We start from the raw sequence: 23873 nt of genomic DNA on the forward strand, positions 1-23873 counted from the left end.
TGGTGCGCAAATTGCAATGACCTCTTCAGTACAGCGGTGGGCGGCAAGCGTCCGTCAGACAGAGGAAAGACTGTGGACAAGTACCTTTATGTGGCAATGACCGGCGCCAGTCAGAACGCACTGGCGCAGAAGGCGCATGCCAACAATCTGGCGAACATCTCGACCAACGGGTTTCAGCGTGACCTGGAACAGGCCCGCTCGATGCCGGTGTTTGGTGACAGCTTTCCGGCGCGTGCCTTTGCCTTGACCGAGCGCCCTGCCACCGATTTCAGCCAAGGTGCCCTGGTCGAGACCGGCCGCGACCTGGATGTGGCCGTGTCCGGCGACGGCTGGCTGGCGGTGCAGGCCCCCGACGGCAGTGAGGCCTATGTGCGAACCGCCAGCATGAACGTGGATGCCCTGGGCATCCTGCGTGCCGGCAACGGCATGCCGATCATGGGCAACGGCGGGCCGATCGCGGTGCCGCCCCAGCAGCAGATCGAAGTCGGCGAAGACGGCACCATCAGCATCCGCGCCCAGGGCGAAGGCCCGCGGGTGATGGCCCAAGTGGACCGGATCAAGCTGGTCCAGCCGGACCTGAAAACCATGAGCAAGGGCCTCGACGGCCTGATCCACACCAATGACGGTCAGCCGGCCCCGGCCGATGCCAATGTGCGGGTGACCTCGGGTTTTCTGCAGGCGAGCAACGTCAATGCCGTGGATGAAATGACCTCGGTGTTGGCTCTGTCCAAGCAGTTCGAGCTGCATATCAAAATGATGAACACCGCCAAAGAAGACGACCAGGCCATGACTCGCGTCCTGTCCATCAGCTAATTACTTGAACGTGGCGCCGAAAAACCGGCGCGCGAGGAGAGCTCCATGCTTCCGGCACTGTGGGTTGCAAAAACGGGTTTGGCTGCACAAGACACCAACCTGACCACCATTTCCAACAACCTGGCCAACGTCTCGACCACCGGCTTCAAGCGTGATCGCGCCGAGTTCCAGGACTTGCTCTACCAGATCAAGCGCCAGCCAGGTGCCCAGTCCACCCAGGACAGCGAACTGCCATCGGGCCTGCAAGTGGGCACCGGGGTACGTATTGTCGGCACGCAAAAGAACTTCACTGCCGGTAGCCTGCAAACTACCGAGCAGCCGCTGGACATGGCCATCAACGGCCGTGGTTTTTTCCAGATCATGCAGCCCGACGGAACAACGGCCTACACCCGTGACGGTACTTTCCATCTGAACTCCAATGGCCAGATCGTCACCGCCAGCGGCTTTGCCCTGGAACCGGCGATTGTGGTGCCGGCCGATGCCCAGACCTTTACCGTTGGCCAGGACGGTACCGTGTCGGTGACCATTTCCGGCAACCCGGCGGCGCAAGTGATCGGCAACGTGCAGACCGCCGACTTTATCAACCCGGCCGGCTTGCAGTCCCAGGGCGGCAACCTGTTCCTGGAAACCGCCTCCAGCGGCGCGCCGCAAATCGGCACCCCGGGCCTGAACGGTTTTGGCCTGACCATGCAAAGCATGCTCGAGACCTCGAACGTCAGCACCGTAGAAGAAATGGTCAATATGATCACCACCCAGCGCGCCTACGAGATGAACTCCAAAGTGATCTCCACCGCTGACCAGATGTTGTCGTTCGTTACGCAAAACCTGTAATTACGTGAAATAGCGGGAGAGCTCATGAAGCGCTTGTTTTCTGTTCTGGCACTGGGCGCCATCACCTTGCTGGCCGGCTGCGTCAGCCCGCCACCGCGGGCCAACGACCCGTACTACGCACCTGTGCTGCCGCGTACGCCGCTGCCGGCTGCCGCCAACAACGGCTCGATTTACCAGGCCGGTTTCGAGCAGAACCTGTACAGCGACCGCAAGGCGTACCGCATCGGCGACATCATTACCATTACCCTTAATGAGAAGACCCAGGCGAGTAAAAACGCCAACTCGGCGATCGGTAAAAACAGCAACACCAGCATCGGCCTGACCTCGTTGTTCGGCAGCGGCCTGACCACCAACAACCCGCTGGGCGGGGGTGACCTGAGCCTCAATGCCGGTTATAGCGGCAGCCGTGCCACCAAGGGCGACAGCAAGGCCGGGCAGGGCAACAGCCTGACCGGTTCGATCACCGTGACTGTCGCCGACGTGCTGCCCAACGGCATCATCGCCGTGCGCGGTGAAAAGTGGATGACCCTTAACACCGGCGACGAGCTGGTACGCATTGCTGGCCTGGTACGGGCCGATGACATTGCCACCGACAACACCGTGTCTTCGACCCGTGTGGCCGATGCGCGCATCACCTACTCGGGCACCGGCTCGTTTGCCGATGCGAGCCAGCCGGGCTGGTTTGACCGTTTCTTCCTTAGCCCGCTGTTTCCCTTTTAGTGATGAAGCTCACCATGCCCAACCTCAAGCATCTGCTGGCAGCCGTGTTGCTGTTGTCGACCTCCCTGGGCGCCCACGCCGAGCGGTTGAAAGACATCGCCAGCATTTCCGGCGTGCGTTCCAACCAATTGATTGGTTATGGCCTGGTGGTGGGCTTGAATGGTACGGGTGACCAGACCACACAAACCCCGTTTACCCTGCAAACGTTCAATAACATGCTGTCGCAGTTTGGCATCAAGGTACCGCCGGGTTCGGGCAATGTGCAGCTGAAAAACGTTGCGGCGGTGTCCATCAGCGCCGATTTGCCGGCATTCGCCAAACCGGGGCAGGTGATCGATATCACCGTTTCCTCCATCGGCAACTCCAAAAGCCTGCGCGGCGGTACGCTGCTGCTGACACCGCTTAAAGGCATCGATGGCAATGTGTATGCGGTGGCCCAGGGCAATCTGGTGGTCGGCGGTTTCGATGCCGAAGGCCGCGACGGCTCGAAAATCACCGTCAACGTGCCGTCGGCCGGGCGTATTCCGGGTGGCGCATCGGTTGAGCGGGCCGTACCCAGCGGTTTCAACCAGGGCAACAGCCTGACCCTGAACCTCAACCGCTCGGACTTCACCACCGCCAAGCGTATCGTCGACAAGATCAATGACCTGCTCGGCCCCGGTGTGGCGCAGGCCATCGATGGCGGCTCGGTTCGGGTTACGGCGCCGCTGGACCCGAGCCAGCGGGTCGACTATCTGTCGATCCTGGAAAACCTCGAAGTCGATCCGGGGCAGGCGGTGGCCAAAGTCATCATCAACTCGCGTACCGGCACCATCGTGATTGGCCAGAACGTCAAGGTTTCGCCCGCCGCAGTGACCCACGGCAGCCTGACCGTGACCATCACCGAAGACCCGATTGTCAGCCAGCCCGGCCCGCTGTCCAACGGCGAGACCGCCGTGGTGCCGCGTTCGCGACTGAATGCCCAGCAGGAAGCCAAGCCGATGTTCAAGTTCGGCCCGGGCACCACCCTCGACGAAATCGTGCGGGCGGTAAACCAGGTCGGCGCAGCGCCAGGGGACTTGATGGCGATTCTCGAAGCGCTGAAACAGGCCGGCGCGCTGCAAGCCGACCTGATCGTGATCTGAGGCCGACGTCATGGATATGCGTAAGAGTGGAGTAGTCAGTGGCAGCGATTCCGGGGCGTTCACCGACCTGAATCGGCTGAACAATCTGAAAGTCGGCGACCGCGAAAGCGACGGCAATATGCGCAAAGTTGCGCAGGAATTCGAGTCGCTGTTTCTCAACGAAATGCTCAAGTCGATGCGCTCGGCCAACGAAGTGCTGGGCAAGGACAACCCGCTCAACACCCCGGCGGCCAAGCAGTATCAGGAAATGTACGACCAGCAATTGTCCGTGACCCTGTCCCGGCAGGGCGGTGGTATCGGCCTGGCCGATGTGTTGATGCGCCAGATGTCGAAAAACAAAGCTGCGGTGCCGGGGGAGGCTGCGGCGACCACGGCGCTGACTGCCGAAGCCAAAGCCCCGGCCGCCACCACCGTCGACAGCCCTTTTGTGCGCTCCAGTGGTCAGCGTCCATTGTGGGCTTCGCGGGTCGCCATTACGCCGCAGGCAGCCGGCGGCGGCCATCAGAATGACATGGCCCTGCTCAATCAGCGCCGTTTGGCGTTGCCGAGCAAGCTGACTGACCGCTTGCTGGCCGGGATCGTGCCATCGGCCGATCCGGTGCGTTCCACGCTCAATACCGCCGCCGTGCCGGGGCGCACTTCGCCGGGGCTGGATGCCGTGCTCAAGGGCAGCCGCCAGCCGATGCTCAGTGCCAGTGCCAGTGGCGTGCACGGGCGCATGCAGGTTTACGGTCGTGCCGTGGCGCAGCCGCCGCTGGCCCCGGCCAAACAGGCCTTCGAGTCGCCGGATGCGTTTGTCGCCACCATGTTGCCGATGGCGCAACAGGCCGCCGACCGCATCGGCGTCGATCCGCTGTACCTGGTGGCGCAAGCCGCACTGGAAACCGGCTGGGGCAAGTCGGTGATGCGCCAGCAAGATGGCAGCAGCAGCCACAACCTGTTCGGCATCAAGGCCACCGGCAGTTGGCAGGGCGCCCAGGCGCGGGCCATCACCAGCGAGTTCAGGGGCGGGCAGATGGTCAAGGAGACAGCGGAATTCCGTTCCTACGATTCCTATCAGGACAGCTTCCATGATCTGGTGACGCTGTTGCAGAGCAACAATCGTTATAAAGAAGTGCTCAATGCGGCCGATAAACCGGAGCAGTTTGTACGCGAATTGCAGAAGGCCGGTTACGCAACCGACCCTGAGTACGCGAGCAAGATTTCGCAGATAGCCAAGCAAATGAAAACCTACCAGAGCTACGCCTCGACGGGTTCTCTCACGAATTTATAAGGTTTGAACCATGGCGAGTTTGATCAACATCGGGATGTCGGGGCTCAATGCCAGTCAGGGCGCATTGGCGACAGTCGGCAACAACATTGCCAACGCCAATACCTCGGGCTATTCGCGTCAGCAGATCGTCCAGGGCAGCGCCGCGTCGCAACAGGTGGGCGGGGTGTTTATCGGCACCGGCACCACCCTGGCCGACGTGCGCCGCGTGTACAACTCCTACCTCGACGCCCAGTTGCAAACCACCACCTCGCTCAATGGCGATGCCCAGGCTTATCTCGACCAGATCGGCACGGTCGACAAACTGCTGTCGGATAAAAACACGGGCGTATCGGCAGCCCTGAGCAGCTTTTTCAGCTCGTTGCAAACCGCCGCCGCGGCGCCCGGTGATGTGTCCGCGCGGCAGTTGTTGCTGACCAGTGCGCAAACCCTAAGCAACCGCTTCAACTCGATTTCGACCCAGCTCAACCAGCAGAACGAGGGCATCAACAGCCAGCTGGACACCCTCACCTCGATGGTCAACCAGCACACAGCCACCATTGCTTCGCTGAACAAGCAGATCGCCCAGGCCACCACGGCTGGCAATACGCCGAACAACCTGCTGGATGCGCGTAACGAAGCCGTGCGCAGCCTCAACGAGCTGGTCGGGGTGACGGTTCAGGAGCACGACAACGTCTACGACATTACCCTGGGCACCGGCCAATCGCTGGTGCAGGGCAGCACCTCGAACACGATTTCGGCGGTGCCAGGCAAGGTCGATAAAAGCCAATACAGCATCCAGGTCAACTTCCAGCAATCGAGTTCGGATGTGACCTCGGTGATCAGTGGCGGCAAGATCGGCGGCCTGCTGCGTTACCGCGACGATGTGCTGGCACCGGCGATGAACGATTTGGGCCGTACAGCCATTGTGGTCGCCGATGCGATCAACCAGCAGCTGGGCCAGGGCCTGGATGCCAATGGCGAGTTCGGCTCGTCGTTGTTCAACAGTATCAACAGTGCCACGGCCATCAGCCAGCGCAGCCAGGCGGCGACCGGAAATATTGGCGCAGGCAACTTCAATGTCAGCATCGCTGACAGCGGCGCGCTGACCGCCTACGACTACCAGGTCACGTTCACCAGCGCCACCGAGTACTCGGTCAAGCGTTCCGACGGCACCGATATGGGCGCATTCGCTACCACGGACACCCCGGCCAAGGTCATTGACGGCTTCACCCTGGATCTCAAGGGCGGCCCGATGACCGCTGGCGACGCGTTCAAGGTCAGCCCCACCCGCAGTGGTGCAGGCAATATCGGCGTGCAAATGAGCGATGCCAATAAATTGGCATTTGCCGGGCCGCTGGTGGCTGGCCCGGGCAGCTCCAATACCGGTACGGGTGCAGTGGGTAGCCTCAATCTGTCGTCAGCGCTGGATATCTACGGCGGCGTCAATCTGGGCAAAGCGCAAAGCGATATTGAAGGCGCCATGCCGGTGCGCATTGCCTTTGACGAAGCCAGCGCGGATGGCACCCAGAGCTACCGGGTACTGAACGAGGCCGGCAAGGAAATCGGCAAGGGCAGCATCGTGCCGGGCCAGGACAACAAGGTCACGATCAATGTGCCCGTGACCAACGCGGACGGCACCACCACAAACGTGGGGTTCGACACGGTGATCAGCGGTTCGCCGGGCAAGGGTGACAGCTTCGATATCAAGTTCAACAAGGACGGCAAGGCCGACAACCGCAACGCCAACGAACTGCTGGGCCTGCAAACCAAGGCCACAGTGGGCGTAGGCAAGGACGGCACTGGCGGCGTCAGCATGGCTACTTCCTACAGTCAGTTGGTATCCAAGGTGGGCGGTAAAGCCAGCCAGGCGGCGGTCGACGGCACCGCCAATGGCGCGGCTTTGGCCTACGCCAAAGAGGTGCGCAACTCGGTATCCCAGGTCAATCTGGACGAAGAAGCCTCCAACCTGGTCAAGTTCCAGCAGTACTACACCGCCTCGTCGCAGATCATCAAAGCGGCGCAAGCAACCTTCAGCACGCTGATCAACAGTCTTTAAGGGAGCCCGCGACGATGCGTATTTCAACTTCGCAGTTTTTTGAATCGACCAGTGCCACCTACCAGAACAACTTCTCGTCGGTGATCAAGACCCAGAGCCAGATCGACTCCGGCGTGCGCATCCAGACCGCTGCCGATGACCCGGTAGGTGCGGCGCGCCTGCTGCAATTGCAGCAGCAAAAAGACATGCTGGCGCAGTACAGCACCAATATGAACAGCATCAAGTCGTCGCTGGGTGCCCAGGAAGCGGTGCTCGACAGCATCAATAACTCATTGCAAAAAGCCAGTGAACTGGCTCTGGGCGCAGGCAGCGGTAAAAGCGATGCCGATCGCCTGGCCATTGCCAACGAACTGGGCAGTATTGAAGAGCAGGTGTTCAGCCTGCTCAACAGCAAGGACGCCGCGGGCAACTACATGTTCTCGGGTTCAAAAACCGACACCCCGCCTTACACCCGCAACAATGATGGCACCTACAGCTATCAGGGCGACGATACCCAGCTCAACCTGAAGGTTTCCGACACCCTGACCCTGGCCAGCAGCGACACGGCCAGAAGCATCATGGAAGGCGCGACCAATACCGGCCGTACCCAGGCGACTTTTGTGCCCGGCGTGGATGCCAATGGCGAGCCGACCGTCAATGACGGCAAGCTCTCGGTGTCTGCCGGTCTGGTCACGTCAAGCGCGGTGTTCAACAAGAGTTTTGCCGAAGGTCAGCCCTATACGCTGAAATTCAGCAGCAGCACCCAGTACACCCTGACTGACCGTGACGGCAACGACCTGACCTCGCAGGTGGCGGGCAATGGCGTGTTCGACCCGACCAAGGACGGTTCGCAGAGCATCAGCCTGCGCGGCGTATCCTTTGATATCACCCCCAATCTCAAGGACATCCCGGCGGCGGATCGCGATGCGGCAGTGGCGGGGCGTACCTTTACCCTGGAGGCCAAGGCAGACACGATCAACACCTCGCGCACGCCGAGCAATGGTTCGACGGCACAGATTACCAATTCCACGGTGACCGACGCCCAGGCCTATGGCGACAGCTTTCCGAGCAATGGCGCGGTGATCAAATTCACCAGCGCCACTGAATACGAAGTCTATGCCCAGCCGCTGACGGCCGACAGCAAGTCAATTGCCCAGGGTACCGTTGACGGTGGTGCGCTCGGGATCAAGTTCGACTTTGCTGGTGCGCCGCAGTCGGGCGACCAGTTTGTCGTCAACCGCAACAACCACCAGAGCCAGAACGCGCTGGATACCATCAGCCAGTTACGCAAGGCGCTGGAGATCCCCAGCGACAAAGACCCGCTGGCCCAGCAAACGCAAAAGGACGCGATCAACTCCGCGATCGGCAACCTGAAAAACGCCAGTGCCGGCGTCGACAGCGCCCGCGGCTCGATTGGTGCGCGCCTGAAAGCGGTGGATATTCAGGCGGATGAAAATATCAGCCTGGGCCTGGCCAACGACTCCACCACGGCGGCGATCGGCAACACCGACATGGCGGGGGCGTCCATCGAACTGGCGTTCCAGAAAGCCATGCTTGAAGCCTCGCAACTGGCGTTCGTGAAAATCTCCCAGTTGAGCCTGTTCAACCAGCTCTAAACAGCGGTGCAGGGGGGGGATGTGGGAGCGGGCTTGCCCGCGATGCAGGCGACACGGTATGCCGGTAATACCGTGTTGCTGCCATCGCGGGCAAGCCCGCTCCCACAAAATCGCCTTTCTGGCTGTAATGTTTTGTATAAAACCGCACAAAATAGCGTGACCTATGAGTCATAACGGGCATCTTCACTGTATCGTGTGAAACGTACGGGCGGGTGCCGGGCCTTTTTCGGGCTGTTTTGTTTATTTTTACGCACCCACACAAGCCCTTTTATTGTCAGCGCCCCTCGATTATGTGAGCGGGTGATCTCCAGCTATTTAGTATTGGGAAGCCACAATGATTGGCATTAAAAGCATCGCCAGTTACGTGCCAGCAAGCGGTGTAGACAACTACGCGCAGGGCGCGAAGTTCTCCAAAGACGAAGAATTCATTCTGGGCAAGATCGGTTCGGCGTTTCTGCCGCGCAAAGACGCTGACCAGGAAACCTCCGACCTGTGTGTTGAAGCAGTCAACGCACTGTTTATCAACAATCCTCAGCTTAAACGCGAATCCATCGACGCGTTGATCGTCGTTACCCAGAACGGCGACGCCGAAGGCCTGCCGCACACCGCGGCCATTGTCCAGGACAAGCTCGGTCTGCCGACCCGCGTTGCCGCCTTTGACATCTCCCTGGGCTGCTCGGGTTATGTCTACGGCATCTACGCGATGAAAGGCTTTATGGAAGCCGCGGGCCTGAAGAACGGTCTGCTGGTGACGGCCGACCCGTACTCGAAAATCGTTGACCCGGAAGACCGCAACACCACCATGCTGTTCGGCGACGCCGCCACCGCTACCTGGATGGGCGAAGACGCTCCCTGGCAGCTGGGCAAGGCCAAGTTCGGCACCGACGGTTCCGGTGCGCCGCATCTGAAAGTCAGTGATGGTGTGTTCTTTATGAATGGCCGCCAGGTGTTCAACTTCGCGCTGCTCAAAGTGCCTGCGCACTTGAACGAGTTGCTGGAAGAGTCCGAGCTGACCTCCAAGGACATTGACGCATTCTGCATCCACCAGGGCAGTGCGGCCATCGTTGACGCCGTGGCCCGTCGCTTTGAAGGCGAGCCGGAGAAATTTATCAAGGATATGGTCGAGACCGGCAACACCGTGTCGTCGAGCATTCCGCTGCTGCTGGAAAAACACGTGATGGATGCCACCTGGAAGCGGGTGGCGCTGAGCGGTTTTGGCGTGGGCCTGTCGTGGGGCTCGGCGATTATCTATCGCCCGTAAGCATTACGTTGAAACACAAAACGCCCGTGGCCCTAAAGCCATGGGCGTTTTGCTTTCTGGCAGGGCTGATTGAAACTGTGGGAGCGGGCTTGCTCGCGATGGCATCACCCTGGTTTGCCTGAAGCACCGCGCCGCCCGAATCGCGAGCAAGCCCGCTCCCACACTGGGGGGTGCCCGGCAGCTCATCGCCCCGCTAACCCCCTGAATTACAAGGCATGGCCCCCTTGCCTGCAAAAAAAATCAAAATAAACCTCAAGCAACCTGCGTTTACGACGATAACCATTACGAAGGTTCTCTAGGCCACACCCGGCGGTTGCCAGGGCCGGAAGCCGCAGTATTCATCCAATGAGGATTTCGTCATGGCTTTATCAGTAAACACTAACGTCACGTCCCAGACCGTTCAGAAGAACCTGAACAAAGCCGGCGACTCGTTGAGCACCTCGATGACCCGTCTGTCCTCCGGCCTGAAAATCAACAGCGCCAAAGACGACGCTGCCGGCATGCAGATCGCCAACCGTCTGACCTCCCAGGTTAAAGGCATGACCGTTGCCATTGCCAACGCCAACAACGGCTCCTCGATCGCGCAGACTGCTGAAGGCGCGATGCAAGAATCGACCAACATTCTGCAACGTTTGCGTGAGCTGGCCCTGCAGTCTGCGAACGGTGATAAAAGCGCTGATGACCGTGCTTCTCTGCAACAAGAATTCACAGCGAAAGTCGGTGAACTGACCCGTATTTCGTCTACCACTACTTTCGGTGGTCGTAACCTGCTGGACGGCTCGTTCCAGAACCAGGCTTTCCAGGTCGGTGCTGATGCCAACCAGACCATCTCGTTCGGTATGAGCGATATCAGTGCTACTGGTTTGAAGGGTTCTTATGGGGAAGCAAGTGCTTCGGGCGCTGCAAGTGCATTGTCAGCTAAGATTGTTGGTGGCGTAAACGATGTTGCCAAGTTCAAGGCCCCTGGCACTGATTTTGTTGTGCCCACGGCTGATGAAACCCTGACTATCAATGGTGCAGATGTTTCGATTGCTAAAGGTTCAAAAATCGAAGACGCCATCGCCGAAATCAACAAGCAGACTTCCAAGACTGGTGTGTCGGCGTCCGTTGATTCCGCAGGCAAAAAAATAAACTTGTCCTCGGCCATTACTTTTACAGCCGCAGGTTCTGCAGCCTCGACAGCGGGTTTCGCTACAGCCGCGGCTCCTAAAGCAGGCGCGGAAGCCGGTGAAATCCGGATCAACGGTATAAAGGTTGATATAACAGCTGAAAAGTCTTTAGTAGAAACTGCAGCGGCTATTACTACTTTGAAAGATAAGACGGGAGTAACTGCTACAGTTAGTGATGGGCGTCTGGAGCTGACTTCGGCGAAAGGTCAGTCAATTGACTTGGCTGATGGAGTGGGCGCTACCGGTCCAGGTTCACTTTCCAAGCTAGGCCTTACGGCGGGTAGTACTGAAGCCAAATTAACTGCTGATACCTCTGCATCTTTTAATGGCGTTGAGGTGAAATTTAAGAAAGGCGATTCGATCGATACCATTGTTTCTTCGATCAACAGCGCTAGCACAGGTGTAACTGCCAGCAAAAATGCTGACAACACGCTGAAGCTGTTCTCCACCAAAGATATCACCATTGCTGACGGTAGCGCAGGCACTGGTCTTGCCTCCTTGGGGCTGGCAACTACAGCTAAAACCACCAACGCCAACACCGTCGAAACCACCGTCTCTGACCTGAGCGTGTTGACTGCCGAAGGCGCTCAACAAACCATCCAGGCCTTGACCGGCGCCATCCAGCAGATCGACACTCAGCGTTCCGCACTGGGTGCTGTACAAAACCGTTTCGACAGCACCGTTTCCAACCTGCAAAGCATCTCCGAGAACTCGACTGCTGCACGTGGTCGTGTTCAGGACACTGACTTCGCATCGGAAGCTGCCGAGCTGACCAAGCAACAAACCCTGCAACAGGCCGCTACCGCGATTCTGTCCCAGGCTAACCAGCTGCCATCCGCTGTAATGAAACTGCTTCAGTAATTTCGGCGTTTGGTTGAGAGCAAAAGGGCGCGTTTACGTGCCCTTTTGTTTTTTCAGCATTTGGTACTTGAAGGTGGCACGAATTGTGAAGCTGTCTGCTGCCTTGGCACTAGCTTCGTCAATAAAGCGATAGCCACCGGATAAGGAGAATACAGATGGCCAGTTCTACGATTACCGGTGTCGGCTCGGGCTTTGACACTATCGGGATTGTGAAAGCCTTGGTTGATGCTGAAAAAGCGCCCAAGCAAAGCCAGATTACCGCGCAACAAAAAGACACCACCATTCAGTTGTCCGCTGTGGGCACAGTAAAAGCGTCGCTCGAAACCTATCGTGCAGCCATTGCCAAGCTCAACAGCGTCTCCAGTTTCAATGGTCTGGCCGCTACGTCGTCAGACGAAAAAATTTCCAAAGTCACCATTGATGACAAAGCCTCCACCGGCACCTATGCGCTGGACGTGAGCAAGTTGGCGACCTCGTCAAAAATCACCAGTAAGGTGTTTGAGGGTGGTACTTCCTCGGTCGTAAACTCAGGCACTGAGCCTGCGACCCTGACCATTTCGCAGTCCGGCTCTGACTACAATGTGTCGATCCCCGCAGGCGCAACCCTGCAGCAGACCCGTGAGGCGATTAACACACAACTGCAATCCAAAGGCATCAGCGCCAACGTCTTGACCGACGCCAACGGCTCGCGGCTGGTGATCGGCTCGCAGACCACCGGCAAGGGCACCGATATCACCATCAGCGGTGATTCAGACCTGTCGACGGGCTATGACGCCGGTAAACCGCCGGTGAATGCGGAATACACCATCGATGGCATCGCCATGGAGTCGTCGAGCAACAAGGTCACGTCGGCCATTAGTGGCGTGACCCTGGAGCTGATTGATACCAAGGCGTCCACTATCACGGTGGCTTCCAATACCGCAACGCTGAAAACCTCGGTACAGTCGTTTGTCAGTGCCTACAACGCGCTGTTGACCAGTATCAATACCCAGACCAAGGTTACGGCCACCGGTGATGCGGCAACCACTACCTCGGGCGCTCTGACTGGCGATGCGTCGATGCGTCAACTGGTCAGCGGCATTCGCAACGAGCTGCTGCAAAACTCTGCCTCGTCGAGCATGGGCAGCTTGTCCCAGATGGGGATCAGTACCGATCAAAAAACCGGGTTGCTGACATTGGATGACAAGCAGTGGGACGCTGCAGTCGCCAAGCCCAATGGCGCAACTGAAATTGCCAAGGTGTTTAGCGGTGATAACGGCCTGGTGGCGCGCATGACCAAGGCGACCGATAGCTATGTGGGTACGACCGGGCTGCTGGCCAGTCGCGTGACTGACTTGAATACCAAGCTCACGGGCCTGACCACTCAGCAAGCGGATCTGGATCGACGCATGGACAGTCTGAAGACGTCGCTGACTTCCAAGTACACCGCAATGGATACCCTGATCGCCAAGATCAACGCCAGCAGTTCCAGCATCATGACCACGCTCAATTCCTTGAATAACCCTAAATCCGACTGATTTGCCGCGCCCTGGCCGCTAAAGCTTTGGGCGCTGCAGTCGATAAAAAGATCAAGAACCAAGCATTTTTGCCTGACACCGTAATGAGGTAGAAACATGAACCCGATGCGCGCCCTTCGTCAGTATCAGAAGGTTAATTCCCACGCTCAAATCTCCGAAGCCAGCCCCCATCGTCTGATTCAGATGCTCATGGAAGGCGGCCTGGACCGTATGGCCCAGGCCAAGGGCGCGATGAGCCGTGGTGATATCCCGCAGAAGGCCATGCTGATTACCAAGGCCATCGATATCATCACCGGCCTGCGTCAGGGCCTGGATGAAGAAAAGACCGATGACAAGGCCGCGCTGGAGCAACTGGACAGCCTGTACGAGTACATGGCCGTGCGCCTGACCCTGGCCAATGCCAAGAACGACCCGGAAATCATCGATGAAGTGGCGCGCCTGCTGATCACTGTAAAAAGTGGTTGGGATGCCATCGCCCCGCAATAAGCCAGAGGAGTGCGTCATGAGCCAACTGCAACGTATTCAGGAAACCCGCGAAGCGCTGATTGATGCCCTGGCCGAGCGCAACTGGGATGCCATCGGCGAGCTGGATTCGGCCTGTCGGGTGTGTGTCGAGAATGTGCTGGACGAAGCGCCACTGGACGAGGCTGTTTTGCGCGAAAATCTGGAGGGGTTATTGGTGGTGTATCGCATGTTGCTGGAGGCGGCTACTGATGAGCGCCAGGCAGTCGTTGAGCAGATGGGGCAGATCAACCAAGCAAAAAATGCGTCAAAGGTTTACCATCTATTCGGTTAAGGCCTAAAGAATATGTGGTTAATTGCGTTTTAAACCGCCATAAATTTGACTCGGCACAGTTTTTTGACTTAACTAGCACGTTATTCTGTATTCAGTCGTCTTAGATATCCAACAGGGTTAGGACGTCTACATATGTCCTGCCATCCGGGGCATTGAGTTGACTAGGGAAGTTGCTATTGCATGTGGCGTGAAACCAAAATCCTGCTGATCGATGACGATAGCGTCCGCCGCCGTGATTTGGCGGTGATCCTGAATTTTCTTGGCGAAGAAAATCTGACCAGCCCCAGCCACGAATGGGAGCAGGCTGTCAGTGCCTTGCCGTCCAGTCGCGAAGTGCTTTGCGTGCTGGTCGGCACCGTGAGTACTGCCGGTGGCTTATCAGGACTGCTTAAGACACTGGCCGCGTGGGATGAGTTCCTGCCGATCATGCTTTTAGGTGAAGTTTCTTCTCTCGACCTGCCTGAAGACCAGCGCCGCCGGGTGTTGTCCAGCCTCGAAATGCCCCCCAGCTACAGTAAATTGCTTGATTCCCTGCACCGTGCCCAGGTCTATCGCGAGATGTATGACCAGGCCCGCGAGCGCGGCCGTCATCGCGAGCCCAACCTGTTCCGCAGCCTGGTCGGTACCAGTCGGGCGATCCAGCATGTGCGCCAGATGATGCAGCAAGTGGCCGATACCGATGCCAGCGTGCTGATCCTCGGCGAGTCCGGCACCGGCAAGGAAGTGGTGGCGCGCAATCTGCATTACCACTCCAAGCGTCGCGATGCGCCGTTTGTGCCGGTCAACTGTGGGGCGATTCCTGCCGAGCTGCTGGAAAGCGAGCTGTTTGGCCATGAGAAGGGCGCCTTTACCGGGGCCATCACCAGTCGTGCCGGGCGTTTTGAACTGGCCAATGGTGGCACCCTGTTCCTCGACGAAATCGGCGATATGCCGCTGCCGATGCAGGTCAAGCTGTTGCGTGTGTTGCAGGAACGTACATTTGAGCGTGTGGGCAGCAACAAGACCCAGTGTGCCGATGTGCGGATCATTGCCGCCACCCACAAAAACCTTGAAAGCATGATTGAAGTCGGCGCCTTCCGCGAAGACCTGTACTACCGCCTCAACGTATTCCCGATTGAAATGGCACCGCTGCGTGAGCGGGTCGAAGATATTCCGTTGCTGATGAACGAGCTGATTTCGCGCATGGAGCACGAAAAACGCGGTTCGATCCGCTTCAATTCCGCCGCCATCATGTCGTTGTGCCGTCATGCATGGCCGGGTAACGTCCGCGAACTGGCCAATCTGGTGGAGCGCATGGCGATCATGCATCCGTACGGGGTGATTGGCGTTGTTGAGCTGCCGAAAAAATTCCGCTACGTGGATGACGAGGACGAGCAACTGGTCGACAGCCTGCGCAGCGATATGGAAGAGCGTGTGGCGATCAACAATGCCACTACCGACTTCGTGGCCAGTGCCAACGCTATGCTGCCGCCTGAAGGGCTGGACCTCAAGGATTACCTTGGCGGGCTGGAGCAGGGTCTGATCCAGCAGGCGCTCGACGACGCCAACGGTATTGTGGCGCGTGCGGCAGAACGCTTGCGTATTCGTCGTACGACCCTGGTCGAGAAAATGCGCAAGTACGGCATGAGTCGTCGCGAAGGTGAAGAACAGGCGGATGATTGACGCGTGACTTTGTGGGAGCGGGCTTGCTCGCGATAGCATCACCGCGTTATTCCTGACACTGCGAGACGCCCAAATCGCGAGCAAGCCCGCTCCCACATAAGCCGGGGCTGGCATAGCGGTTCGCTTGTGTTAGCTATTCAGGCACGGGTATTGCTTCGCTTGGTCTAACGGACCGTTTTATGACGGTCAGCCCAGCGAGTACGCCCCATGCCTCAAGCCGCCGTCCAGTTGTCCTCGGCCCCCGATCCCTACAGTCTGCTGGAAGCCCGCGTCTCGGAGCTGACCGGCGAGCTGGCAGTGGTCAGTGCGCAGCGCATGGCCGAGCTTGCAGAGAAAGAGCGGCTGGCCAATCGCTTGCAACACCTGCTCGATCTGCTCCCAGGCGGGATCATCGTGATTGATGATCGTGGTCGCGTGCGCGAGGCCAACCCCGCAGCCTGCGAGCTGTTGGGCCTGCCGCTGGAAGGCGAGTTGTGGCGCCATGTGATTGCCCGCTGTTTTGCACCTCGGGAAGACGACGGCCACGAAGTATCGCTCAAGGACGGTCGGCGCCTGTCGATTGCCACCCGTTCGCTGGATCCCGAGCCCGGGCAACTGGTGTTGCTCAATGACCTGACAGAAACCCGGCGCCTGCAAGACCAGCTCGCCCGCCATGAGCGCCTGTCGTCTCTGGGGCGCATGGTTGCTTCCCTGGCCCACCAGATTCGTACGCCGCTGTCGGCGGCGCTGATCTACGCCAGTCATCTCACCGAGCAGGCGCTGCCGGTGGAAACCCAGCAGCGCTTCGCCGGGCGTCTCAAGGAGCGCCTGCACGAGCTGGAACATCAGGTGCGCGACATGCTGGTATTTGCGCGTGGCGAACTGCCGCTTACGGACAGGGTCACCCCCAAAGTATTGATGCAGGCCCTGCAAGCCGCCGCGCAAACCCATGTGCAGGGTGTGGCGATCCGCTGGCAGTGCGATGCCTACACGGGGCAGTTGCTGTGCAATCGCGACACCCTGGTCGGCGCGCTGCTCAACCTGATCGAAAACGCCCTGCAAGCCGGTACGCCACAGGTGCGGCTCAAGGTGCATCTGTATCGCCGCGACAACAGTTTAAGGGTGTGTGTCAGCGACAACGGCAGTGGCATTGAGCCGCAAGTGCTGGCGCGCCTGGGCGAGCCGTTTTTCACCACCAAGGCCACTGGTACAGGTCTGGGCCTCGCGGTGGTCAATGCCGTGGTGCGTGCGCACCAGGGGCAATTGCAATTACGTTCGCGGCTGGGGCGTGGCACCTGTGCCTTGCTCAGCTTGCCGCTGATTCCCGTTGTAGCGGAGGCAAACTGATGGTGATGCGAATTAACGTGCTGTTGGTCGAGGACGACCATGCGTTGCGTGAGGCCCTGGCAGACACACTGTTGCTGGCAGGTCACGGTTTTCGCGCCGTCTGTTCGGGGGAAGAAGCCCTGGCTGCGGTGATGCTGGAGCCGTTCAGCCTGGTGATCAGTGACGTCAATATGCCCGGTATGGATGGCCATCAGTTGCTGGCCCGCCTGCGCGCCTGCCAGCCGCAATTGCCGGTGCTGCTGATGACGGCTCACGGTGCGGTGGAGCGGGCGGTGGATGCCATGCGTGAAGGGGCGGTGGATTATCTGGTCAAGCCGTTCGAGCCCAAAGCCTTGCTCGATCTGGTGGCCCGCCATGCTCTGGGCAGCCTCGGCGTGGCCGACAGCGAAGGGCCGGTGGCGGTGGAGCCGGCCAGCGCACAGTTGCTGGAGCTGGCGGCACGGGTGGCGCGCAGTGATGCCACGGTACTGATCTCGGGCGAGTCGGGCACTGGCAAAGAGGTGCTGGCCCGTTATATCCACCAGCATTCCCATCGGGTGGATCGGCCGTTTGTGGCGATCAATTGTGCGGCGATCCCCGACAATATGCTCGAGGCGACCCTGTTTGGTCATGAAAAAGGCGCCTTCACCGGCGCCATTGCCGCCCAGGCCGGCAAGTTCGAGCAGGCTGATGGCGGCACCTTGCTGCTGGATGAAATTTCCGAAATGCCCTTGGGTTTGCAGGCCAAGCTGCTGCGCGTATTGCAAGAGCGCGAAGTTGAGCGGGTGGGCGGGCGCAAGCCGGTTGCGCTGGATATCCGTGTTGTCGCCACCACCAACCGCGACCTGGCGGGGGAGGTGGCAGCGGGGCGTTTTCGCGAAGATCTGTACTACCGCCTTTCGGTATTCCCCCTGGCCTGGAGGCCGTTGCGTGAGCGCATCGCCGATATCCTGCCGCTGGCAGAGCGGCTGCTGGCCAAACACATCAGCAAAATGAAGCACACTGCTGTAGGGTTTTCGCCCGATGCCAAGGCGTGCCTGAGTGCATACCCGTGGCCGGGCAACGTGCGCGAACTGGATAACGCGATTCAACGGGCGCTGATCTTGCAGCAGCGCGGCTTGATCGAGGCGGCAGATTTTTGCCTGGCCGGGCCTGTGGCCTGTGCACCTTTGCCGCCATTGACGCGCCCTGAGCCGCTGGCGGTGGAAGTTGTGGAGTCGGCGGGCGGCTTGGGCGATGATCTGCGCCGGCGTGAGTTCCAGATGATTATCGACACCTTGCGTGCCGAGCGCGGGCGACGCAAGGAAGCTTCCGAGCGTCTGGGCATCAGCCCGCGCACCTTGCGCTACAAGCTGGCGCAAATGCGTGATGCGGGGATGGATGTTGAGGCTTATTTGTTTGCTGCCACCTGAGAGCGTCACTAAACCCCTGTGGGAGCGGGCTTGCCCGCGAAGGCATCACCGCGCAGCGCCTGATTCACCGCGTCGATTAAATCGCGGGCAAGCCCGCTCCCGCAGGGGCAGGTGTTATCCTTGTCTGCGACGTTTTGTAACGTTAATTGTTATAAAACGGCAAGGAGCTGGCACCCTTGTTGCTACACCTCAATATGCGCTGTGAAAGTGTCAAAAAAATGCGGGTCGTCGGAGGCACTGGTCCATGAGCCAAGGTATTGAATTTAATCGATTGATGTTGGACATGCGGGCCATGCAGATGGACGCCATGGCACAACCGAAATCGGCTGTGCAGGCCGCTCCCGAAGCGGGTGCCAGCAGCTTCTCCGACATGCTCGGTAATGCGATCAACAAGGTCAGCGAAACCCAGCAGGCGTCGAGTCAGCTGTCCAACGCGTTCGAGATCGGTAAAAGCGGTGTCGACCTGACTGACGTGATGATCGCCTCCCAGAAGGCCAGCGTTTCCTTTCAGGCCTTGACCCAAGTACGTAACAAGCTGGTTCAGGCTTACCAAGACATCATGCAGATGCCGGTTTAAGGGCGATATCAAGTCATGGCAGATGCACTCCCGGATAACGTTCCGGCCAAAGCAGGCGCAGGCGGCAAACCGCTGTTTGGCCTGACCTTTCTCGACAATCTGGGCGACATGACCATGCTGCGTCAGGTCGGCCTGATGGTCGGTCTGGCGGCGAGCGTGGCGATCGGTTTTGCCGTGGTGCTGTGGTCCCAGCAACCCGACTACCGGCCGCTGTACGGCAGCCTGGCCGGTATGGATGCCAAGCAGGTCATGGAAACCCTGGCCGCTGCAGACATTGCCTACACCGTCGAACCTAATTCTGGCGCCTTGCTGGTCAAGGCCGATGACGTCTCCCGTGCCCGCCTCAAGCTGGCCGCCGCAGGCGTGACGCCCACCGACGGCAATATCGGTTTCGAGATTCTCGACAAGGACCAGGGCCTGGGCACCAGCCAGTTTATGGAGGCCACACGCTATCGTCGTGGGCTTGAAGGCGAGCTGGCACGGACCATTTCCAGCCTCAACAACGTCAAGGGCGCGCGGGTTCACCTGGCCATTCCGAAAAGCTCGGTGTTTGTCCGTGATGAGCGCAAACCCAGCGCTTCGGTACTGGTAGAACTGTACTCGGGCCGCTCGCTGGAGCCTGGGCAGGTGCTGGCGATCGTCAACCTGGTGGCTACCAGCGTGCCCGAGTTGAGCAAGTCGCAGATCACCGTGGTCGACCAAAAAGGCAATCTGCTGTCGGATCAGGGTGAAAATTCCGAGCTGACCATGGCCGGCAAGCAGTTCGACTACAGTCGCCGCATGGAAGGCATGCTTACCCAGCGCGTGCACAACATTCTGCAGCCGGTGCTGGGCAATGACCGCTACAAGGCCGAAGTGTCGGCCGATGTTGATTTCAGTGCGGTCGAGTCCACCTCCGAGCAGTTCAACCCCGACCAGCCAGCCCTGCGCAGCGAACAATCGACCAGCGAGCAGCGCACTGCCAGCAACGGCCCGCAAGGCGTGCCGGGGGCCCTGAGCAATCAGCCGCCGAGCCCGGCCAGCGCACCGCAGCAAACCGGCCAGGGAGCTGCTGGCGGGGCGGGCATGATCCAGCCGGGCCAGCCGTTGCTTGATGCCAACGGCCAGCAAATCATGGATCCGGGCACCGGCCAGCCAATGCTGGCGCCGTACCCGGCCGACAAACGTTCGCAGTCGACCCGCAACTTCGAGCTTGACCGCTCCATCAGCCACACCAAACAGCAGCAGGGCAGGGTCAATCGCCTGTCGGTGGCGGTGGTGATCGACGACAAGATCAGCGTCAACCCGGCCAACGGTGAAATCACCCAGGTGCCGTGGACCACCGATCAGCTGGCGCGCTTTACCCGTCTGGTGCAGGACGCCGTGGGCTTCGATGCCAGCCGTGGCGACAGCGTCAGCGTGATCAACGTGCCGTTCTCCACCGAGCGGGGTGAAGTGATCGCCGATATCCCGTTCTATTCCCAGCCCTGGTTCTGGGATGTGGTCAAGCAAGTGCTCGGCGTGCTGTTTATTCTGGTGCTGGTGTTCGGTGTGTTGCGCCCGGTGCTCAACAACATCACCGGTCACGGCCGCAACAAGCAGGTGGCCGGTATTGGCAGTGATGCCGAGATGGGCGGCCTGGGCGGTCTGGATGGCGAGCTGGCCAACGATCGTGTCAGCCTTGGCGGCCCGCAAAGCATCATGTTGCCAAGCCCCAGCGAAGGCTATGACGCGCAGTTGAATGCAATCAAGAGTCTGGTCGCAGAAGATCCGGGCCGTGTGGCCCAGGTAGTAAAAGAGTGGATCAATGCCGATGAGTGATAACCGCGCCGCCGCCAACGCCAAGTTGACCCGGGTCGACAAGGCCGCCATTTTGCTCCTGTCGCTGGGCGAATCCGATGCCGCCCAGGTGCTGCGCCATATGGGTCCCAAGGAGGTCCAGCGGGTGGGTGTGGCAATGGCGCAGATGCGCAACGTGCACCGTGAGCAGGTCGAGCAGGTGATGAGCGAATTCGTCGAGATCGTCGGCGACCAGACCAGCCTCGGCGTGGGCTCGGACAGCTACATCCGCAAAATGCTCACCTCGGCCCTGGGCGAAGACAAGGCCAACGGCCTGATCGACCGCATCCTGCTGGGTGGCAATACCAGCGGCCTGGATAGCCTCAAGTGGATGGAACCGCGTGCCGTTGCCGATGTGATCCGCTTTGAGCACCCGCAAATCCAGGCCATTGTGGTGGCTTACCTCGACCCTGACCAGGCGGGAGAAGTGCTCGGCCACTTTGACCAGAAGGCGCGCCTGGACATCATCCTGCGGGTCTCGTCGCTCAACACCGTGCAACCGGCGGCGCTCAAGGAGCTTAACCAGATCCTCGAGAAGCAGTTCTCCGGCAACTCCAACGCGGCGCGTACCTCCCTGGGTGGGGTCAAGCGCGCGGCCGATATCATGAACTTCCTCGACAGCTCGATGGAAGCGCAGTTGATGGACTCGATCCGGGATATCGACGAAGACCTTTCGGGTCAGATCGAAGACCTCATGTTCGTGTTCAACAACCTGGCCGATGTCGACGACCGCGGTATCCAGGCGTTGCTCCGGGAAGTGTCCTCTGACGTACTGGTACTGGCGCTCAAGGGCTCCGACGAGAACGTGCAGGAAAAGATCTTCAAGAACATGTCCAAGCGTGCCGCCGAATTGCTGCGCGACGATCTGGAAGCCAAAGGCCCGGTGCGCGTCAGCGATGTCGAGACTGCGCAGAAGGAAATCCTCACCATCGCCCGCCGTATGGCCGAAGCCGGAGAAATTGCTCTCGGCGGGAAGGGCGGCGAAGAGATGATCTAAGTGAGCAGCGGCGAAACCCCCGGTGATGTAATCCGTGCCAAGGATGTCGGTGCTTTTGATGTCTGGGGCCTGCCCAGCTTCGATCCGTGGCGCGAGCCCGAAGCAGAGCCCGAACCCGAGCCGGTTGAAGAACTGCCTGAGATGGAAGAGGTGCCGCTGGAAGAAGTCCAGCCGTTGACCCTTGAAGAGCTCGAAAGCATTCGCCAGGAGGCCTACAACGAAGGCTTCGCCACGGGTGAGAAAGAAGGTTTTCATAGCACCCAGCTCAAGGTTCGCCAGGAAGCCGAAGTGGCCCTGACGGCCAAGGTTGCCAGCCTCGAGCGCCTGATGGGCAGCCTGCTGGCACCGCTTGCCGAGCAGGATCAGCAGCTTGAGAAAGCCATGATCGGGCTGGTTGAGCACATGACCCGGCAAGTGATCCAGCGCGAGCTGAAAACCGATTCGAGCCAGATCGGGCAAGTGCTGCGCGAGGGTTTGAAGCTGTTGCCGATGGGCGCCGAGAATATTCGCCTGTTTATCAATCCGCAGGACTTTGACCAGATCAAGGCCCTGCGTGAGCGTCATGACGAGCAATGGCGAATTGTCGAAGACGACAGCCTGCAACCGGGAGGCTGTCGCATTGAAACCGAGCACAGCCGCATCGATGCCAGTATCGAAACACGGATCAAGCAGGCCATGAGCCAGTTGCTTGACCAGCTCCACGAACAGGCCCTGCACCCGGCGGCGCCTGATATCGACATCGATCTTGATGCACCTTAAGCGCACCAGTTTTGCCAAGCGCCTGGGCAGCTACGCTCCGGCGGTGTCCTTGCCGGTGCAGCCGGTGGTTGAAGGGCGCCTGCTGCGCATGGTCGGTCTGACCCTGGAGGCCGAAGGCCTGCGCGCGGCCATGGGCAGCCGTTGCCTGGTGATCAACGACGACAGCTTTCACCCGGTAGAAGTCGAAGCTGAGGTAATGGGCTTTAGTGGCAGTAAAATTTTTCTGATGCCCGTAGGCAGTGTCGCCGGCATTGCGCCGGGCGCCCGCGTGGTGCCGCTGGCCGATAATGGTCGCCTGCCGATGGGCATGAGCATGCTCGGGCGGGTGCTCGATGGCGCCGGCCGTGCGCTGGACGGCAAGGGGCCGATGAAGGCCGAAGACTGGGTGCCGCTGGACGGCCCCACCATCAACCCGCTCAAGCGCGACCCCATCAGCGTGCCGCTGGACGTGGGCATTCGCAGCATCAACGGTTTATTGACGGTGGGTCGCGGTCAGCGTCTGGGCCTGTTTGCCGGCACGGGCGTGGGCAAGAGTGTGCTGCTGGGCATGATGACCCGCTTTACCGAGGCCGACATTATCGTGGTGGGCCTTATCGGCGAGCGGGGCCGTGAGGTAAAGGAATTTATCGAACATATCCTGGGTGCCGAAGGCATCAAGCGTTCGGTGGTGGTGGCATCGCCTGCCGATGATGCGCCCTTGATGCGTTTGCGCGCGGCGATGTATTGCACGCGGATTGCCGAATACTTTCGCGACAAGGGCAAGAACGTCCTGTTGCTGATGGACTCCCTGACCCGATTCGCCCAGGCCCAGCGGGAAATCGCCCTGGCCATTGGCGAGCCGCCCGCGACCAAGGGCTATCCGCCGTCGGTGTTTGCCAAGCTGCCCAAGCTGGTGGAGCGCGCCGGCAACGCCGAGGCCGGGGGTGGTTCGATCACCGCGTTTTACACCGTGCTGTCTGAAGGGGATGACCAGCAGGACCCGATTGCCGATTCGGCGCGGGGCGTGCTCGACGGTCATATTGTGTTATCCCGTCGATTGGCCGAAGAGGGCCATTACCCGGCCATCGATATTGAAGCATCCATCAGCCGGGTCATGCCCTCGGTGGTCAGTGAAGAGCATATGCGCCGCGCCCAGCAGTTCAAGCAGCTGTGGTCGCGCTTCCAGCAGGCGCGGGACTTGATCAGCGTGGGCGCCTATGTGCCGGGCGGCGATCGCGAGACCGATACCGCCATTGCCCTGCAACCGGCGATGGTGGGGTATCTGCGCCAGGGGTTGAACGACAATATCAGCCTGGCCGAAAGCGGCGGTCATCTGGGCAGTATCTTCGCCCCGGCAGCCGGAGGTTAA

At 59.7% G+C, this 23873-nt stretch carries 20 protein-coding genes; all 20 read left to right on the top strand.

The features are described from left to right. Window positions 1-72 precede the first annotated feature (72 nt). The 20 genes from FHL07_RS06020 to fliI all read left to right on the top strand — a co-directional run bounded on the left by FHL07_RS06020 (window position 73) and on the right by fliI (window position 23873). Window positions 73-813 (top strand): flagellar basal body rod protein FlgF, encoded by a 741-nt coding sequence (locus tag FHL07_RS06020; RefSeq protein WP_095002629.1) that lies wholly within the window; start codon window positions 73-75, stop codon window positions 811-813. A gap of 45 nt (window positions 814-858) precedes the next feature. Then, a complete protein-coding gene (gene flgG, locus FHL07_RS06025) occupies window positions 859-1644 on the top strand; it encodes a flagellar basal-body rod protein FlgG (protein WP_138738203.1) in 786 nt (261 codons plus the stop codon). Window positions 1645-1668: 24 nt separating this feature from the next. Continuing rightward, window positions 1669-2364: a flagellar basal body L-ring protein FlgH gene (gene flgH, locus FHL07_RS06030; RefSeq protein WP_095002627.1), complete on the top strand. Its 696-nt coding sequence runs from the start codon at window positions 1669-1671 to the stop codon at window positions 2362-2364. Between the two features lie 14 nt (window positions 2365-2378). Next, window positions 2379-3488: a flagellar basal body P-ring protein FlgI gene (locus FHL07_RS06035; RefSeq protein WP_095002626.1), complete on the top strand. Its 1110-nt coding sequence runs from the start codon at window positions 2379-2381 to the stop codon at window positions 3486-3488. A gap of 10 nt (window positions 3489-3498) precedes the next feature. Next, window positions 3499-4761 carry a flagellar assembly peptidoglycan hydrolase FlgJ gene (gene flgJ, locus FHL07_RS06040; protein ID WP_138738204.1) on the top strand — a complete coding sequence of 421 codons (1263 nt, stop codon included), beginning with the start codon at window positions 3499-3501 and terminating at the stop codon, window positions 4759-4761. Window positions 4762-4771: 10 nt separating this feature from the next. After that, window positions 4772-6796, top strand: coding sequence for a flagellar hook-associated protein FlgK (gene flgK / locus FHL07_RS06045; RefSeq protein WP_095002624.1), 2025 nt, complete (start codon window positions 4772-4774; stop codon window positions 6794-6796). Window positions 6797-6810: 14 nt separating this feature from the next. Next, window positions 6811-8391, top strand: a complete 1581-nt coding sequence (locus FHL07_RS06050) for a flagellar hook-associated protein 3 (RefSeq protein ID WP_138738205.1) — start codon at window positions 6811-6813, stop codon at window positions 8389-8391. A gap of 334 nt (window positions 8392-8725) precedes the next feature. Then, a complete protein-coding gene (locus FHL07_RS06055; RefSeq protein WP_138738206.1) occupies window positions 8726-9652 on the top strand; it encodes a ketoacyl-ACP synthase III in 927 nt (308 codons plus the stop codon). 359 nt (window positions 9653-10011) lie between these two features. Further along, a complete protein-coding gene (locus tag FHL07_RS06065) occupies window positions 10012-11682 on the top strand; it encodes a flagellin N-terminal helical domain-containing protein (protein WP_138738207.1) in 1671 nt (556 codons plus the stop codon). Window positions 11683-11837: 155 nt separating this feature from the next. Beyond that, entirely contained in the window at window positions 11838-13199 is a 1362-nt protein-coding gene (gene fliD / locus FHL07_RS06070; RefSeq protein ID WP_095032011.1) for a flagellar filament capping protein FliD, read from the top strand. A 96-nt stretch (window positions 13200-13295) separates the two neighbouring features. Beyond that, window positions 13296-13685: a flagellar export chaperone FliS gene (gene fliS / locus FHL07_RS06075; protein WP_016781581.1), complete on the top strand. Its 390-nt coding sequence runs from the start codon at window positions 13296-13298 to the stop codon at window positions 13683-13685. 16 nt (window positions 13686-13701) lie between these two features. Then, window positions 13702-13995 (top strand): flagellar protein FliT, encoded by a 294-nt coding sequence (locus tag FHL07_RS06080; protein ID WP_095002618.1) that lies wholly within the window; start codon window positions 13702-13704, stop codon window positions 13993-13995. Window positions 13996-14175: 180 nt separating this feature from the next. Then, complete coding sequence (locus FHL07_RS06085) at window positions 14176-15657, top strand: sigma-54 dependent transcriptional regulator (protein ID WP_095002617.1); 1482 nt, start codon at window positions 14176-14178, stop codon at window positions 15655-15657. 207 nt (window positions 15658-15864) lie between these two features. Beyond that, on the top strand, window positions 15865-16983 hold the full coding sequence (locus FHL07_RS06090) for a sensor histidine kinase (protein WP_095002616.1): 1119 nt from the start codon (window positions 15865-15867) through the stop codon (window positions 16981-16983). Between the two features lie 5 nt (window positions 16984-16988). Beyond that, a complete protein-coding gene (locus FHL07_RS06095; RefSeq protein WP_095021128.1) occupies window positions 16989-18374 on the top strand; it encodes a sigma-54-dependent transcriptional regulator in 1386 nt (461 codons plus the stop codon). A gap of 244 nt (window positions 18375-18618) precedes the next feature. Continuing rightward, window positions 18619-18951: a flagellar hook-basal body complex protein FliE gene (gene fliE, locus FHL07_RS06105; protein ID WP_016781577.1), complete on the top strand. Its 333-nt coding sequence runs from the start codon at window positions 18619-18621 to the stop codon at window positions 18949-18951. A 15-nt stretch (window positions 18952-18966) separates the two neighbouring features. Continuing rightward, entirely contained in the window at window positions 18967-20751 is a 1785-nt protein-coding gene (gene fliF / locus FHL07_RS06110) for a flagellar basal-body MS-ring/collar protein FliF (RefSeq protein ID WP_095002615.1), read from the top strand. Next, window positions 20744-21766 (top strand): flagellar motor switch protein FliG, encoded by a 1023-nt coding sequence (gene fliG / locus FHL07_RS06115; RefSeq protein WP_083369860.1) that lies wholly within the window; start codon window positions 20744-20746, stop codon window positions 21764-21766. Before fliF ends, fliG begins: the two co-directional genes overlap by 8 nt. Beyond that, a complete protein-coding gene (gene fliH, locus FHL07_RS06120) occupies window positions 21767-22525 on the top strand; it encodes a flagellar assembly protein FliH (protein WP_095025521.1) in 759 nt (252 codons plus the stop codon). Further along, window positions 22515-23873, top strand: a complete 1359-nt coding sequence (fliI, locus tag FHL07_RS06125) for a flagellar protein export ATPase FliI (protein WP_095024152.1) — start codon at window positions 22515-22517, stop codon at window positions 23871-23873. Before fliH ends, fliI begins: the two co-directional genes overlap by 11 nt.

The sequence above is a fragment of the Pseudomonas sp. FSL W7-0098 genome (assembly GCF_005930585.1).
Classification (GTDB): domain Bacteria; phylum Pseudomonadota; class Gammaproteobacteria; order Pseudomonadales; family Pseudomonadaceae; genus Aquipseudomonas; species Aquipseudomonas bubulae.